Source organism: Xanthomonas sp. 3498 (genome assembly GCF_014199795.1).
Lineage (GTDB): Bacteria > Pseudomonadota > Gammaproteobacteria > Xanthomonadales > Xanthomonadaceae > Xanthomonas_A > Xanthomonas_A rydalmerensis.
Genome location: NZ_JACHOH010000003.1, coordinates 273,530 through 288,688, shown reverse-complemented (window position 1 = coordinate 288,688; position 15,159 = coordinate 273,530). Strand labels below are relative to the sequence as shown.

Below are 15,159 nucleotides of genomic sequence, written 5' to 3'. Positions count from 1 at the left end.
GCCGCGCCACGACGTTGTCCATCCGATTGGGCAACGTCCTGATGTGCTGTCCCCCGATTGGCGATCCGCTCTCTCGCCTGTCTGCCTCAATACGCCGCGCTGGCCTGTGGCAGCGCCTGCGCGCTTGTAGCCTGCGGGACGACCTGGGCCAGGAACGCCGCCACCGGCCTGGCCCACACCGACGGATCGGCCTGGGCGAAGGTCTTGTGGCCATCGTCGCCGAAGGCCGGCAGATCGACGAAGGTCACCGGCGGCGTCGAGCCGGCGCGGTAGGCCGCATACATGCGGTGCGCCAGGTCGCGCCGGAAGAAGTGATCGTTCGCGGCGTACAGCCACAGTTGCGGCAGTGTGTTGGCCGCGCCGAGGGTCTTTTCTGCTGCGACCAGGCGGTCCTCGCCGGCGCAGATGACCTCCTTGCCATTGCTGCCGCGCCCGCCGGCGAAGCTGATGACGCCACGCACGCCCGGCGGCGGCGCATCGGCCAGGGCCACCGCGCCGAGACCGCCGGCGGACTGGCCGACCACCACGATGCGCTGCGGGTCCACGCCGGGAAGGCGTGCGGCGGCGTCGACGATCGCCGTTTCGGCCGCGGCGATCTTGCGCCCGGCGACGACGAAATCGACGTCGTGGCAGTTGCCGGCGCCTTCCAGATAAGTGCCGCTGGAACTGCCGTAGCCAGGCCGTAAGGCCAGCACCACCATGTAGCCGCGGGCGGCGAACCAGCGCGCGGCGCGGGCGAAACCGAGGCGGGTGTCGGCCAGCTTGCGCTTGTCCGCCGGAGTGCCGTGATGGATGACGATCAGCGGAAATGGGCCGGGGCCCGCGGGGCGATGTACGCGGGCGGCGAGATCGTAGTCGACCCCTTGCACGACGACCGGCATTCGGAAGTCGGTGACGCTTTCGGCGTGTGCCGTCGACGGTGCGGCGATGGCGAGAATGGTGGCCGCGCCGATGGTGGCGAACAGGTGTTTGAGCATGCGCGAGACCTGCCTGGACGGGATGCATGGCAACGCGTCGTGGCGGCGGTCCGGAGCACGGGGATGACGTGGTGGGGCGCCTCCCTCGGGCGGGGCGAAGCCACGGCCACGACGCGGCGTGCGGCTTCGCTGTGGTGCCGGACGGGCCGCGGCCCGTCACGTCTTGCGGCGCGAGGCCTGCGGTGCGCCGGGTGGCACGCCGCAGGCGATCGCCGCGCCTGCTCAGAAGTCCTGCTGCAGGCTCAGGTAGACGCCACGGCGCGGCGCCCACTGCGGCGCGAACACGCCGATGCCGCCGCCGTCGCGCAACTGGTAGTGGCGGTCGAGCACGTTGAGCACGGCCAGCTGCGCGTGCAGCGGGTGGCTGCTGGCCAGGGCGAAGTCGTGGCCGGCGCTGAGGTTGAGCTGGAAGTACGCCGGCAGCTCGCCGCCGTTGGGCACGCCGTTGGCGTCGGTGCGCAGGCCGCTGCCGAACAGGTAGTCGGCGCCGACGTGGCTGTCCTCGGCCAGGGCGTAGTTGATGCCGCCGGAGGAGGTCAGCTTCTGGTCGTGGTCCAGGTGGATCCAGTGATCGTTGGCGTAGGCCAGCGCATCCGGGTCGAAGTTGTACAGGCTGGTCATTACCTGCTTGCCCATGGCCTTGCTGTAGGCCGCGTTGAAGTAGGCGTTGATCGGGCCGTTGCTGTAGTCGGCGCTGAACTCTGCGCCGCGAATGCGGCCGTAGCGGTAGTTGAAGGTGGAGTAGACGTAGGCGGCGCCGAACTGGCCTTCGTCCTGCAGGCGGTCGGCCTTGCGGTAGTAGGTGTCCAGGCCGAGGGTCAGGTGGTCGCCGACCATCTGCGAGATGCCCAGGTCGTAGTAGTCGCTGCGCTCGCTCAGCGGCTTGGTCGGGCCGCCCGCCGCCGACTGCTGGTTGGTGGTGCCGTCGTACAGGGCGATGTCGCTGGTGGAGATCAGCTCGGTGGCCGGCGGGGTGAAGTAGCGCGCATAGCCGGCGTGCAGGGTGGTGCTGTCGCTGGCATGCCAGACCACGCCCAGGCGCGGGCTGAGCTGGCCCTCGGTGGTGCCGAAGGCCTTGTAGCGATCGCCGCGCACGCCGTAGTTGATGGTCCAGGCATCGCTCGGCTGCCATTCGTCCTGCAGGTACACCGCGTAGGTGCTGGCGTGGAAGCGGCTGCCGTCGGGGATGAACAGCGGCACGTCGCTGCTCTGGCTGCCGTCGTCGTTGGCCGGGAACACGTAGGCGTTGTTGCTGGCGTTGGCGTGTTCGAAGTTGCCGTACACGCCGTAGCGCAAGGTGTGGGTGCTGCCCCACGGCGTGGAGAAGTCGGCCTGCAGGGTGCTGGCGCGGTTGGCGCGCTGCACCTGCGAAGCGATGCCGTTGAAGATCAGGTCGCCGGCGATGTCCGGGGAGAACGCGACGCTGCTGTAGCGCTGGCCGGCCGACAGCTGGTAGCTGGTGTCGCCGAGCGCGCCCTGCAGCACCAGGGTGCCGAAGCGGGTGTTCTCGCGCTGGTTCTCGTCGAGCTGCGCGGAATCGAAGCTGTTGTTGCCCAGATAGGTGAACGCCGGCGTCTGCCCCGGATTGTTGGGGATCTGGAAGCGGTTGTTGGCGTAGCCGACCAGCAGGCTGAGCCGGGTGTTCTCGTTCAGCAGGTAGCTGAGGTCGGCGAAGCCCTTGCCCTGGTGGGTCTTGTCGTGGATCGGGTTGTCGCTGTCGGTCGGGTTCTCCATGCCGATGCGGTTCTGCAGGTAGTTGCCGCTGGCGAACCAGCTGAAGCGGCCGTCGCTGCCCCACCACGAGGCGTTGGGATTGAGCGTGCCGTAAGAGCCGCCGGTGATGCCGACGCTGCCGCCGTTGCCCAGTTCCACGCCGTTCTTGGTGGTGATGTCGACCACCGCCGCGGTGCGGTCGCCGAACTGCGCCGGCAGCGCGCCGTCGAGCAGGCGGATGTTCTTGATCGTGCGCGGGTCCAGGGTCTGGCCGAAGCCGGAGATGGATTCGGGAATCATCACGCCGTTGATGCGGTACTGCAGATTGGCGTGGTCGCCGCGCACATGGATGCCGCCGTAGGAGTCCTGGACCACGCCCGGCGCCTGCAGCAGCACCTGGTTGAGCGGGGTGGAGGCGCCCAGCGGCAGGCGGGCGATGTCCTCGGCGGTGATCGCGTACTGGCTGCTGCCGATGTCCGGCGACAGCGCGTTGCGCACGGCTTCCAGCTTGGCGGTGACGGTGACCGGATCGAGATCGACGGTCGGTTCGGTGGCAGCGGTGCTGTCGGCGGCAGCGGCGTCTGCGGCGAGGGCGAGGCCGGGGGCGACCAGCAGGACCAGGGCGATGGCGGAGGAGAGGGGGCGACGTGTCATGGCAAGGCGGACCAAAGGGAAAGGAATTGTTACTTAATAACAGTGTGCTTTCGCAAAAACGCCGGCGTAGGCCGGAAGTCATGGTGGCGTCGCGGTGTTGCTTGCCATTCATGTCGCGGCGCTGCCGGCATGACCGGCGTGCGGCGCTATGCGGCGCGCCCCGGCTCTGCGAACATCGCACACTGCCAAGGAGTCCTTTCATGAATCTGTCCGCCGCCGCCGTGTCCGAATCCGCCTCGTCCTCCTGGTCGCCCGCCAGTTGGCGCGAGCGGCCGGCGCTGCAGATGCCGGTGTATCCGGACCCGCAGGCGCTGGAGACCACGCTGACGGAGTTGCGGCAGTTGCCGCCGCTGGTGACGTCCTGGGAGATCTTCGCGCTGAAGAAGCAGCTGGCCGAGGCACAGGAAGGCAAGCGCTTCCTGCTGCAGGGCGGCGATTGCGCGGAGAACTTCAGCGATTGCGAATCCGGCACCATCTCCAATCGGCTCAAGGTGCTGCTGCAGATGAGCCTGGTGCTGGTGCACGGCCTGCGCCTGCCGGTGGTGCGGGTCGGCCGCTACGCCGGGCAGTACGCCAAGCCGCGCTCGGCCGATACCGAGACCCGCGATGGCGTGACCCTGCCCAGCTACCGCGGCGACGTGGTCAACGGCCCGGAGTTCACCGCGCAGGCGCGGGTGCCGGACCCGCGGCGCATGATCACCGCGCACTCGCGTTCGGCGATGACCATGAACTTCGTGCGTGCGCTGATCGACGGCGGGTTCGCCGACCTACACCATCCCGAGTACTGGAACCTGAGCTGGGTCGGTTGCTCGCCGCTGGCCGACGACTACCAGAAGATGGTGTCCTCGATCGGCGATGCGGTGCGTTTCATGGAGACCCTCTCCGGCGCGCAGTTGTACAACCTCAATCGCGTCGATTTCTACACCTCGCACGAGGCCTTGCTGCTGCCCTACGAGGAAGCGCTGACCCGCGAGGTGCCCCGGCAGTGGGGCTGGTTCAACCTCAGCACGCACTATCCGTGGATCGGCATGCGCACCGCGGCGCTGGACGGCGCGCACGTGGAGTATTTCCGCGGCATCCGCAATCCGATCGCGATCAAGGTCGGGCCGTCGGCGCAGCCGGACCAGTTGCTGCGGCTGATCGACGTGCTCAATCCGGAAGACGAGCCGGGCCGGCTGACCTTCATCCACCGCATGGGTGCGGCGCAGATCGCCGAGAAGCTGCCGCCGCTGCTGGACGCGGTGAAGCGCGACGGCCGCCGCGTGCTGTGGGTGTGCGATGCGATGCACGGCAACACCGAGAGCACCAGCAACGGCTACAAGACCCGGCGCTACCAGAACGTCCTGGGCGAGGTGGAGCAGTCGTTCGACATCCACGCCGCGGCCGGCACCCGCCTGGGCGGCGTGCATCTGGAACTGACCGGCGAGGACGTCACCGAGTGCACCGGCGGCGCGCGCGAACTGACCGAGCGCGACCTGGAGCGCGCCTACCGTTCCAGTGTCGACCCTCGCTTGAACTACGAGCAGTCGCTGGAGATCGCGATGGCGATCGTGCGCAAGCAGAACGGGCGCAACGTCGCCACGCCGCTCGCGTAGTCGTTGGCGTCATGCGCCGTCGCGCAGTATGCGCGTCGGTGCTGCGCTGGCGCTGGGCACGGACCTGTGCGGGGCCATTACATCTGCATGCACTGCGCGTGGCGGCGTCTCGCTGCACTGACAACCCGTTTCGCAGAATTGTGCGCTCACGCGCCGACGCCTGCTGCGGCTGCCATTGCCCGGCGCCGCACCGTGCGTGCTCGACATTGCGCTAATCCCCGCACTGCCAGACTGTCGCGACTCCTCCCCCCAACAAAGGAGCGCAACTTGACCCTCGATCTTCACTGGGTGCCCTGGCGTGCCTACACGGTGCCGATCGGCGCCGCATTGATTCTCGGCTTCCTGGCCTGGTGGCTGCTGTTGCGCATCGCCCAGCGCATGCGCGGTCGCGACTACCGGCGTGCGCGCATCGTGCGCGTGGTCAGCGTGCCGGTCGCCTTCCTGCTGCCGATGCTGATGCTCAGCTTCGCGCTCGAATCCACGCCGCTGGACGAGAAGGCGCTGACCGACCTGCAGCACCTGCTGCACATCGGCATGATCGGTTGCGTGACCTGGTTGCTGGTGCGCGGCGTGGCGGCGCTGGAAACGGCGATCCTGCGCAGCCATCCGATCGAGGTGGCGGACAACCTCACCGCGCGCCGCGTGCAGACCCAGACGCGGGTGCTGGCGCGGGTGGTGATGGGCACGATCATCCTGTTGGGCACCTCGATCGTTCTGTTGACCTTCCCGGCGGTGCGGCAGATCGGCACCACCTTGCTGGCCTCGGCCGGCATCATCGGCCTGGTCGCCGGTATCGCCGCCAAGCCGGTGTTCGGCAACCTGATCGCCGGCCTGCAGATCGCGCTGACCCAGCCGATCCGGCTCGACGACGTGGTCATCGTCGAAGGCGAGTGGGGCCGCATCGAGGAGATCGGCAGTTCCTATGTGGTGGTGCGGATCTGGGACGAGCGGCGTATGGTGGTACCGCTGACCTGGTTCATCGAAAACCCGTTCCAGAACTGGACGCGCAGCAGCGCCGACCTGCTCGGGACCGCGTTCCTGTGGCTGGACTACCGCACGCCGATCGCGCAGGTGCGCGCCGAGCTGGAGCGGATCTGCAAGAGCGAGCCGCTATGGGACGGACGGGTCTGCGTGACCCAGGTGACCGATACCAGCGAGCGCACGATCCAGGTGCGCCTGCTGGTCAGCGCGCGCAACTCCGGCGATGCCTTCGACCTGCGCTGCATCGTGCGCGAACGCATGCTGGACTTCCTGGTGCGCGAGCACCCTTACGCCTTGCCGCTGCTGCGCGCCGAAGTGGCGCCGGAGCCGGTGCGGCTGTCACATCCGCCGATACGCGCCAGCGACTCCGATGCGATGCGTTCGCCCGGTGCGGAGGATGGGGCGGGTGCCAGCGCTTCTGCCGTTCAGCGCGGCGCTGGGTAAGCAGCACCGCGCGCACGTTCCCGGCAGAGCACGTCGCCGGGGACGTGCTCTGCCGGCGACGGCTTGGCCTATCCGGCGATCACGTCAGTTGGGTTGCACTTCCCAGAGCTGATTGACGTTGCCCAGGCATTCCCACATCTGCGCGATGGCGCCATTGCGGGTGCCGCCGGCCGAGTCGTCCAGGCATTTGCCGTTCAAGTCGCTGCGGATCTCGCCGCGGATCCGCCAAGCTTGCGCGCTCGTGCCGGTGCAGGCGGCCATGCGCACGACGGTACCGTTCTGGGCCAGGTTTACCGCTTCCAGGCAGTTGCCGCCATAGCCGACGATCGACCCGTTCTTGCCGAGCTGCCAGATCTGGTTCTTGGTGCCGGTGCAGTCCCAGATCTGTACGGGCGTCCCGGTAGTCACGCCGAATTCCGCCACGTCCAGGCAGCGCCCGGTCGAGACCCGGATTTCGCCGGTCGCGGGGATGTACGACCAACGCTGGTTGGCGCCGCCGAGGTTGTCCCAGAGCTGGAGTCGCGCGCCATTGCCGGACCCGGCAGACACGACGTCCAACACCTTGCCGCCGGTGGCGATGAGCGAGGAACTGGTGAAGTGCCAGCCCTGGTTCTCCGTGTTCAGCGATTGATAGAGCTGGATCGGTGCACCATTGGCGCGGCTCACGCCGCTGATGTCGAGGACCTTGTCGGTGCCTTCCCCGCGCAGGCTGCGGCTGCCGCGCTGGAACGACCACTTCTGCTGGCGGAACCCGTTGCAGCTCCAGACCTGGACGGCCGCGGCGTTGCCGGTCGCTCCACCCGCGACATCGAGGCATTTGCCGGAGGGGCCCATGACCTGGCCGGGCGAACTGGAATCATCCAGCGGCACCACGGTCTGCCGGTATTGGACGACGTTGGGCACCGTGGTTAGGAAGGCACGGGCATTGTCGGCCTGGTCCGGCACGCCGCAGGCTTGCCCGTTGCAGGTGGTGATCGACGGCGACGAGTACACCAGAATCTCGCTTTGCCCGTTGATCGCGTAGGCCATCGTGGTGTGGAAGCTGCCCACGTCACTGCGATGGCCGAAATTGAAGCCCGGCTCCTGGCCGGTTTCGTGCTGGTGCCCGGAGCCGAGCAGATGGCCGAACTCGTGGGCGAGGGTGCCACGGGTGCAGTAGTAACCGCCGTCCACGCCGTCGGAGATCACCGCGTATCCCCAGCGCGAATCGGTGCCGCCGGATTGCCAGGCCACACCGCAGCTCTGCTGGGCACCATTGAAGCGTCGCACCAGGCCAACCATGTCGGCGCCAAGGCGATCGCGCGCGTCGTGCAGCGGCACCAGCGCCGCGGCGGTGGCCTGGCTGACCCCGGTGAGTTCGTCGAGGGTGTTGTCGTTCAACGTGTTGTCCGGGTAGCTGACCTGCACGGTCCCGACCAAGCGATAGCGCACATTGATGTTGGCGTTGGCGAAGGACAGGTTCGCCGTCTCCACCAGATTGGTGAGCACGGTGTCGATCGCCGTGATGCCGCCGCGGTAGTCCCGATAGCCGGGCGTATAGCCGAGCAACACGTCGATCGTGTTGGTCGAGGTGCTGCCCGCCTGCGCGTTGACCTGCGCCAGGCTGCTGTACCCGGCGATGTAGCCCTGTGCGGTGTCGCCGGCGGGCAGGTGGATGACCGCATCGGCCAGGCGCCGCCCGTCCGTGCGGCTTCCGGCGGAATGCAGGTCGGCGCTGGCCGCCGCCATGATGTAAGGCTTTCCTTCGATCGTGGTGAGCTGGTAGGTCATGCCATCGATGGTGCCCAGCGACCCGAACACCGCGTCCTTGCCGAAGCTGATGACCGTTTCGTTGCCCAGCGGTTGGCCGTCCGCCCGGCCGACCCAGGTCCAGATGCCGCCCTTGGCGTCGCGCCGGCTCAGGAAGCCGATCCGCAGGTTCTTTCCATCGGGCGTGGGCAACGTCATCGTGCCGTCGACGCTGGCCTTGATGGCATGCGCCTCGCTGACGGTGATCGGGTACAGGGCGAACGCGCCGTCGTGTCCGGTCGGGGTGCGGCTGGTATAGCGGATCAGCGCGCCGCTGTCTTTCGCGTCGAACAAGGCGGCGTGCTGTACGGCGGCCGCTGCCGTGGCGGCCGTGCCATTAGCCAGGGCCGTCGGCTGCTGCCTTGTCCGGTTGGACGCTGTGGTGCCCTTGTCGCCGATCGCACCGCCACAGGCACTCAAGCCCGCGCACAGCAGTGCGGCCACACTCCATCCCATCGCTTCTGCGAACCGCATCGGTGAATCCCCTATACCAGTCTCCGCCATCGGCCGGTTGGCTGCCATGGCACGCGTTCCGGACGCGCCCAAACTACGCCAAAACAGCATCGGCAGGTGCGGTCGATTCTGTAGACGAGTGAACGCTTTAGCGCAGCGAGAATCGCATTGCGTGAAATGCGTCCATGCACAACGTGATGGGAATTAGGGAATCGTGGCGGCTGGTCTGGTATCAGGCAACACCCAGGCGCTGGGCGAATGACGGTGGCGATGCGCCGTGTCGAGCGACACGCTGCGGGAGCGGCGTCCCGCCTCTTGCATCGGGCAATGCAGCTCAGGCCCGAGGATGCCGCCGGCGCCGCACCAGATCGCGGGCCAGGATGCCGACCACGGCGAGGTTGATCGCCAGCACCGCCCAAGAGGCCCAGCCGGGGTGGCGCACGATCGCGTAGACGTCGAACGGCAGGTAGATGGCTGCGGAGATACAGCCCAGCAGCGAGGCCCAGGCCTTGGCGCGCCAGAGGCCCCAGGCCTCGATGATGTGCAACACGCCGTAGGCGAGCATGCCGGCAGCGGCCAGGTGCACCGCGCCGGGGCTGATCATGGTCAGCAGCGAGGGGAGGGCACCGTGGTCCGGATCCAGGCTGAAGCGCACGATCAGCTTGTCCACCCCCGCGCGCAGCGGGGCTGGACCCATCAGTTCCAGCCCCGTGGCCGCCAACACCGCGAGCAGGCCCTTGCCGGCCTCCAGCAGTGCGATCAGGTGCAGGCCCGGATGCGCGTGCGGATCCGGGTTGTACGCCTTGTCGGCGGCCATAGGCGTGCGCTGCCGCTTAGCCTGCGCGACCGGCGCGCTTGCGCTCGTTTTCGGTCAGGTGCTTCTTGCGCAAGCGGATCTCCTTCGGGGTGACTTCGACCAGTTCGTCGTCCTCGATGAAGTCCAGCGCCTGCTCCAGCGTGTACTTGATCGCCGGGGTCAGCTTGATCGCATCGTCCTTGCCCGAGGCGCGCATGTTGGTCAGCGGCTTGGTCTTGATCGCGTTGACGGTCAGGTCGTTGTCCTTGGAGTGGATGCCGACCAGCTGCCCTTCATACACGTTGTCGCCTTCGGCGGCAAACAGGCGGCCGCGCTCTTCCAGCGGGCCAAGCGCGTAGGCGGGGGTGGCGCCCGGCGCGTTGGCGATCATCACGCCGTTCTGGCGCTTGGCGATGGCGCCCTGTTCCTTCGGGCCGTAGTGGTCGAACACGTGGAACAGCAGGCCCGAGCCCTGGGTCAGGGTGCGGAACTCGTTCTGGAAGCCGATCAGGCCGCGCGCCGGGATCATGTAGTCCAGGCGCACGCGACCCTTGCCGTCCGGCTCCATGTTCTTCAGCTGGCCCTTGCGGGTGCCCAGCTTTTCCATCACGCCGCCCTGATGCTGTTCCTCGATGTCCACCACCAGCTGCTCGACCGGCTCCATCAGCTTGCCGTCGATCTCCTTGATGATGACTTCCGGGCGCGACACCGCCAGCTCGAAGCCCTCACGGCGCATGTTCTCGATCAGCACCGACAGGTGCAGCTCGCCGCGGCCGGAGACCAGGAACTTGTCGGCGTCTTCCAGCTGCTGCACCTTCAGCGCCACGTTGTGCACGGTCTCGCGCTCCAGCCGGTCCTTGAGCTGGCGGCTGGTCAGGAACTTGCCGCCGGACAGGTCCTTGTTGCCGGCGAACGGCGAGTTGTTGACCTGGAAGGTCATCGAGATGGTCGGCTCGTCCACGGTCAGCGGCGGCAGCGCCTCGGGGGCCTCCAGCGCGCACACGGTGTCGGAGATGGTCAGCTCCTGGATACCGGAGATGGCGACGATGTCGCCGGCCTGCGCGCTGTCCTGCTCGATGCGCTCCAGGCCCAGGAAGCCCAGCACCTGCAGCACCTTGCCCTGGCGCTTCTTGCCTTCGCGGTCGATCACCGCCACCGGCATGTTCTTCTTCAGCACGCCGCGCTGGATGCGGCCGATGCCGATCACGCCGACGAAGTTGTTGTAGTCCAGCTGGCTGATGCGCATCTGGAACGGGCCGTCCGGGTCCACGTCCGGCTTCGGCGCGTGCCGCATGATCGCTTCGTACAGCGGGGTCATGTCGCCGTCGCGCACGCTGTCGTCAAGCGAGGCGTAGCCGTTCAGCGCCGAGGTGTAGACGATCGGGAAGTCGAGCTGCTCGTTGGTGGCGCCGAGCTTGTCGAACAGGTCGAACACCTGGTCGATCACCCAGTCCGGGCGCGCGCCGGGACGGTCGATCTTGTTGACCACCACGATCGGCTTGAAGCCCATCGCGAACGCCTTCTGGGTCACGAAGCGGGTCTGCGGCATCGGGCCGTCCATCGCGTCGACCAGGATCAGCACGGTGTCCACCATCGACAGCACGCGCTCCACCTCGCCGCCGAAGTCGGCGTGTCCGGGGGTGTCGACGATGTTGATGCGGTTGCCCTGCCAGGTGATGGCGGTGTTCTTGGCCAGGATGGTGATGCCGCGTTCCTTTTCCTGGTCGTTGCTGTCCATCACGCGCTCGGCTAGCACCGTGCGCTCGGACAGGGTGCCGGACTGCTTCAGCAGGCAGTCGACGAGGGTGGTCTTGCCGTGGTCGACGTGGGCGACGATGGCGATATTGCGAAGATTTTCGATGGACATGCGAAAGGGGGCCAGCCGGCGCCAGAAGGAAGGAAAGGAAGCCACCTAGTATACCCGGATCCCGTGGCGCCTGCCGGCGCCCGGCGGCGGCAGGCCGGGCAGGCCCGTTCAGGCGCCGGCGGCGGGCGCGGGCGAAGCCTGAACAAGGCGCCGTGTATCCTATGCGCCCCTCATGACGCCCCCGTTTCCAAGGAATCCCATGTCCCTGATCGCCCATTTCGACACCGCCCGCGGCCCGATCAAGATCGAGCTGTATCCCGACAAGGCCCCGCTGACCGTGGCCAACTTCGTGAACCTGGCCAAGCGCGGCTTCTACGACGGGCTGAACTTCCACCGCGTGATCGCCGACTTCATGATCCAGGGCGGTTGCCCGGAAGGCTCCGGCCGCGGCGGCCCGGGCTATCGCTTCGAGGACGAGACCAACAACGGCGTGCGCCACGACCGCGGCGTGCTGTCCATGGCCAATGCCGGCCCCAGCACCAACGGCAGCCAGTTCTTCATCACCCACACCGCCACCCCGTGGCTGGACGGCAAGCACACCGTGTTCGGCAAGGTGCTCGAGGGCCTGGATGTGGTCGACAGCGTCGCCCAGGGCGACGTGATCAACAAGATCACCATCGAAGGCGACGCCGACGCGGTGCTGGCGGCCAAGGCCGACCGCGTCGCCGAGTGGAACCGCACGCTCGACGCCTGATCCGGCGCTGTCCGCGCGTCCGGTCCTGCGGCCGGGCGCGCAGACCCTGCGTGCTACCATTTCCCGGTTGACTGCCGCACCCGACCGCCGATGACGATGCGCCCCCTTGTGTTGTGCCTGCTGCTGCTCGTGATCGGCGGCGGCGTGCACGCGTGGTGGCGCAGCGCGGCCTCGGCACCGTCGGCCGCACTGGCTGCCGGCGACCCGCGCCTGCTGACCGGCGACGACGGCATCGTCATGCTCGCCGCCGACTGGTGCGGCTACTGCCGCCGGCAACAGGCCGATTTCGCCCGCGCCCAGGTCCGCTACACGGTCCTGGACGTGGAGCAGGAGGCCGGCCGCCAGGCCGCCGCCGCGCTGGGCCTGGAAGGCGTGCCAATCACCGTGATCGGCCAGCACGTGGTCGAAGGCTACGACACCGCCGCCCTGGACCTGCACCTGCAGCCGCTGGGCTATCGCGTCTACTGATCCACCCCACCCACTTTCTTAGCAGAGGAATCCCCCATGAAAGCACCCGTTCGTGTTGCCGTGACCGGCGCCGCCGGCCAGATCGGTTATGCCCTGCTGTTCCGTATCGCCTCCGGCGAAATGCTGGGCAAGGACCAGCCGGTGATCCTGCAGTTGCTGGAACTGCCGATGGAGAAGGCCCAGGCCGCGCTGAAGGGCGTGATGATGGAGCTGGAAGACTGCGCGTTCCCGCTGCTGGCCGACATGGTCGGCACCGACGACGCCGAAGTCGCGTTCAAGGACGCCGACATCGCCCTGCTGGTCGGCGCGCGTCCGCGCGGCCCGGGCATGGAGCGCAAGGACCTGCTGCTGGAGAATGCCAAGATCTTCACCGCGCAGGGCGCGGCGCTGAACAAGGTGGCCAAGCGCGACGTCAAGGTGCTGGTGGTCGGCAACCCGGCCAACACCAACGCCTACATCGCCATGAAGTCGGCGCCGGACCTGAACCCGAAGAACTTCACCGCCATGCTGCGCCTGGACCACAACCGCGCGCTGAGCCAGCTCTCGCTCAAGCTCGGCAAGCCGGTCGGCGGCATCGAGAAGCTGGTGGTGTGGGGCAACCACAGCCCGACCATGTACCCGGACTACCGCTTCGCCACCGCCGACGGCGCCTCCATCGCCGATGCGATCAACGACCAGGAATGGAACGCCGGCACCTTCATCCCGACCGTGGGCAAGCGCGGCGCGGCGATCATCGAAGCGCGCGGCCTGTCCTCGGCCGCCTCGGCCGCCAACGCCGCCATCGACCACGTGCGCGACTGGGTGCTTGGCAGCAACGGCAAGTGGGTGACGATGGGCGTGCCGTCCGACGGCTCCTACGGCATCCCGGAAGGCGTGATCTTCGGTTTCCCGGTCACCACCGAGAACGGCAAGTACACCATCGTCAAGGATCTGCCGATCGACGACTTCAGCCAGAAGTACGTCGACAAGACCCTGGCCGAACTGGAAGAAGAGCGCAGCGGCGTGGCCCACCTGCTGGGCTGATCGCCACCGCGATCGCGTCGTCACGGAACGCCGGGCCCTGCCCGGCGTTTCGCGTTGTGGGAAGACCGACATGATGAATCTGATCCACTGGCGGCTGTTCGTCGCCGTTGTCGAGTGCGGCAGCATCAGCGCAGGCGCCGCGCGCTGCGGCATCACCCAGTCCGGCGCCAGCCAGGCCATCGCGCAGATGGAGCACGTGCTGGGCGCAGCGCTGCTGCTGCGCGAGCGCGGGCGGATCCAGCCGACGCCGTTCGGAGCGCATGCGCTGGAGCATGCGCGGGCGATGCTGGCCGAGCTGGCGCACGTCCAGGCGCTGGCCAGGGCGCAACGTGCGCCCGCCGCGCCGTCGCTGCGGGTAGCCGGGTTCGCCTCGTCGCGGCCCTGGCTGGCGCCGCGCCTGCGCGCGTTCGAGCGGGCGCATCCGGACATGGGCGTGGTCTGGCTGGAAGGCAGCGACGAAGAGGTCGAGGCCTGGCTGGCGGCCGGCAACGTCGACCTGGGCGTGGTGCTGGATCCGGCGCCGGAGCGCGACGCTACGGTGTTCGGCACGGACGAATGGTTGGCGGTGCTGCCGCCGGCGCTGGCGCGTCCGCAGGCGCGCGACATCGCCCTGACGGAGCTGCTGGCGCTGCCGTTCGTACTGGCTACCGGCGGTTGCTGGTTGCATGCGCAGCGCCTGGCCGAGCGTGAGGGACTGACGATCGCCGACCTGCGCCTGCAGGTGCGCGACTGGTCCAGCGCGTGGACCCTGGTGCGCGATGGCGCGGGCGTCAGCCTGCTGCCGGCGTCGGTGCTGCCGGCCGCGCGCGACGGCGTGCAGGTCCTGCCGTTGCAGCCGCGGCTGCAGCGCCGCTTCGCATTGGTCGCCGCTGCGCACGTGGCGCCGGCCGCGCTGCAACTGCGCGGGTTCCTGGACGAAGCCATTAGCAGCGCTACTGGCGCGCCCTGACATTCTTGTTTCTCGACAGGCCCCCGTGCCACGCACACTGCGCGCGCCGACTGTCCGGTGCCCCTGCGAGACCGTTTCGATGCACCTCTATGCCGCTCCTGGCGCCTGTTCCCTGGCGCCGCACATCGTGCTGCGCGAACTGCAGTTGCCGTTCCGGCTGGTGCGGGTGGACAACCGCAGCAAGCGTACTGCCGAGGGCGAGGATTTCCGGGCGATCAATCCCAAGGGTTATGTGGCCGCGCTGCAACTGGACGACGGCCAGGTGCTGACCGAGGGGCCGGCGATCCTGCTGTACCTGGCCGACCGCTGTCCGCAGGCGGCATTGGTGCCACCGGCGGAGGCAAGCGCCTTGCCGCGCTATCGCCTGTACGAGTGGCTGGCCTTCATCAACAGCGAACTGCATGCCGGCAGCGTGCCGCTGTTCGATGCCGGGCTGGCGCCGGAGCGGCGCGCCGCGGTCGCCGCCCGCCTGCTGCAGCGCTATGGCCATGCCGAGACCGCGCTAAGCGCGCGGCCGTACCTGCTCGGCGAGCGCTTCGGCGTGGCCGATGCCTACCTGTTCACCGTACTCGGTTGGCTGCCGCGGTTCGGCCTGTCGCTGGCCGCGCATCCGGCGTTGGCCGCCTATGCGGCGCGCATCGCGCAGCGTCCCAGCGTGGTGGCGGCGCTGGCCGCCGAGCAGGCGCTGGCGCCGTCCTGAGCCGGGGCGGCGCGGTCCGGCCGGGCATGACCTTCGGCGCTCGGCCGCTGCGCGGCG

The 15,159-nt window shown here is 68.3% G+C and carries 12 protein-coding genes; 7 read left to right on the top strand and 5 right to left on the bottom strand.

Features of this window, described 5'->3' with window-relative positions; genetic code table 11:
• Positions 1 to 86 precede the first annotated feature (86 nt).
• Together GGR66_RS10985 and GGR66_RS10980 are read right to left on the bottom strand one after the other, a co-directional pair.
• Positions 87 to 977: a CocE/NonD family hydrolase gene (locus GGR66_RS10985; protein ID WP_184448282.1), complete on the bottom strand. Its 891-nt coding sequence runs from the start codon at positions 975 to 977 to the stop codon at positions 87 to 89.
• 222 nt (positions 978 to 1,199) lie between these two features.
• On the bottom strand, positions 1,200 to 3,344 hold the full coding sequence (locus GGR66_RS10980) for a TonB-dependent receptor (RefSeq protein ID WP_184448281.1): 2,145 nt from the start codon (positions 3,342 to 3,344) through the stop codon (positions 1,200 to 1,202).
• 200 nt (positions 3,345 to 3,544) lie between these two features.
• On the opposite strand from GGR66_RS10980, the gene GGR66_RS10975 reads away from it, so the two are divergent.
• Both GGR66_RS10975 and GGR66_RS10970 read left to right on the top strand, forming a co-directional pair.
• Positions 3,545 to 4,939 carry a 3-deoxy-7-phosphoheptulonate synthase class II gene (locus tag GGR66_RS10975; protein WP_184448280.1) on the top strand — a complete coding sequence of 465 codons (1,395 nt, stop codon included), beginning with the start codon at positions 3,545 to 3,547 and terminating at the stop codon, positions 4,937 to 4,939.
• Positions 4,940 to 5,206: 267 nt separating this feature from the next.
• On the top strand, positions 5,207 to 6,364 hold the full coding sequence (locus GGR66_RS10970; protein ID WP_184448279.1) for a mechanosensitive ion channel domain-containing protein: 1,158 nt from the start codon (positions 5,207 to 5,209) through the stop codon (positions 6,362 to 6,364).
• An 84-nt stretch (positions 6,365 to 6,448) separates the two neighbouring features.
• Here the strand turns inward: GGR66_RS10970 and GGR66_RS10965 are convergent, their stop codons facing one another.
• The 3 genes from GGR66_RS10965 to typA all read right to left on the bottom strand — a co-directional run bounded on the left by GGR66_RS10965 (position 6,449) and on the right by typA (position 11,268).
• The gene (locus GGR66_RS10965; RefSeq protein ID WP_184448278.1) at positions 6,449 to 8,596 is read right to left on the bottom strand and encodes a ricin-type beta-trefoil lectin domain protein; all 2,148 of its coding nucleotides are present in this window, start codon (positions 8,594 to 8,596) and stop codon (positions 6,449 to 6,451) included.
• A 343-nt stretch (positions 8,597 to 8,939) separates the two neighbouring features.
• On the bottom strand, positions 8,940 to 9,422 hold the full coding sequence (locus tag GGR66_RS10960; RefSeq protein WP_184448277.1) for a DUF2127 domain-containing protein: 483 nt from the start codon (positions 9,420 to 9,422) through the stop codon (positions 8,940 to 8,942).
• 16 nt (positions 9,423 to 9,438) lie between these two features.
• Positions 9,439 to 11,268 carry a translational GTPase TypA gene (typA, locus tag GGR66_RS10955; protein ID WP_160967035.1) on the bottom strand — a complete coding sequence of 610 codons (1,830 nt, stop codon included), beginning with the start codon at positions 11,266 to 11,268 and terminating at the stop codon, positions 9,439 to 9,441.
• 199 nt (positions 11,269 to 11,467) lie between these two features.
• Between typA and GGR66_RS10950 the strand changes: the two genes are divergently transcribed.
• The 5 genes from GGR66_RS10950 to gstA all read left to right on the top strand — a co-directional run bounded on the left by GGR66_RS10950 (position 11,468) and on the right by gstA (position 15,102).
• The gene (locus GGR66_RS10950; RefSeq protein ID WP_048490063.1) at positions 11,468 to 11,962 is read left to right on the top strand and encodes a peptidylprolyl isomerase; all 495 of its coding nucleotides are present in this window, start codon (positions 11,468 to 11,470) and stop codon (positions 11,960 to 11,962) included.
• A gap of 90 nt (positions 11,963 to 12,052) precedes the next feature.
• Positions 12,053 to 12,430, top strand: coding sequence for a glutaredoxin family protein (locus GGR66_RS10945; RefSeq protein ID WP_160967037.1), 378 nt, complete (start codon positions 12,053 to 12,055; stop codon positions 12,428 to 12,430).
• A 36-nt stretch (positions 12,431 to 12,466) separates the two neighbouring features.
• Complete coding sequence (locus GGR66_RS10940; RefSeq protein WP_184448276.1) at positions 12,467 to 13,453, top strand: malate dehydrogenase; 987 nt, start codon at positions 12,467 to 12,469, stop codon at positions 13,451 to 13,453.
• Between the two features lie 70 nt (positions 13,454 to 13,523).
• The gene (locus GGR66_RS10935) at positions 13,524 to 14,402 is read left to right on the top strand and encodes a LysR family transcriptional regulator (RefSeq protein ID WP_184448275.1); all 879 of its coding nucleotides are present in this window, start codon (positions 13,524 to 13,526) and stop codon (positions 14,400 to 14,402) included.
• Between the two features lie 79 nt (positions 14,403 to 14,481).
• Entirely contained in the window at positions 14,482 to 15,102 is a 621-nt protein-coding gene (gene gstA / locus GGR66_RS10930; RefSeq protein WP_184448274.1) for a glutathione transferase GstA, read from the top strand.
• The last annotated feature ends 57 nt before the right edge of the window (positions 15,103 to 15,159 follow it).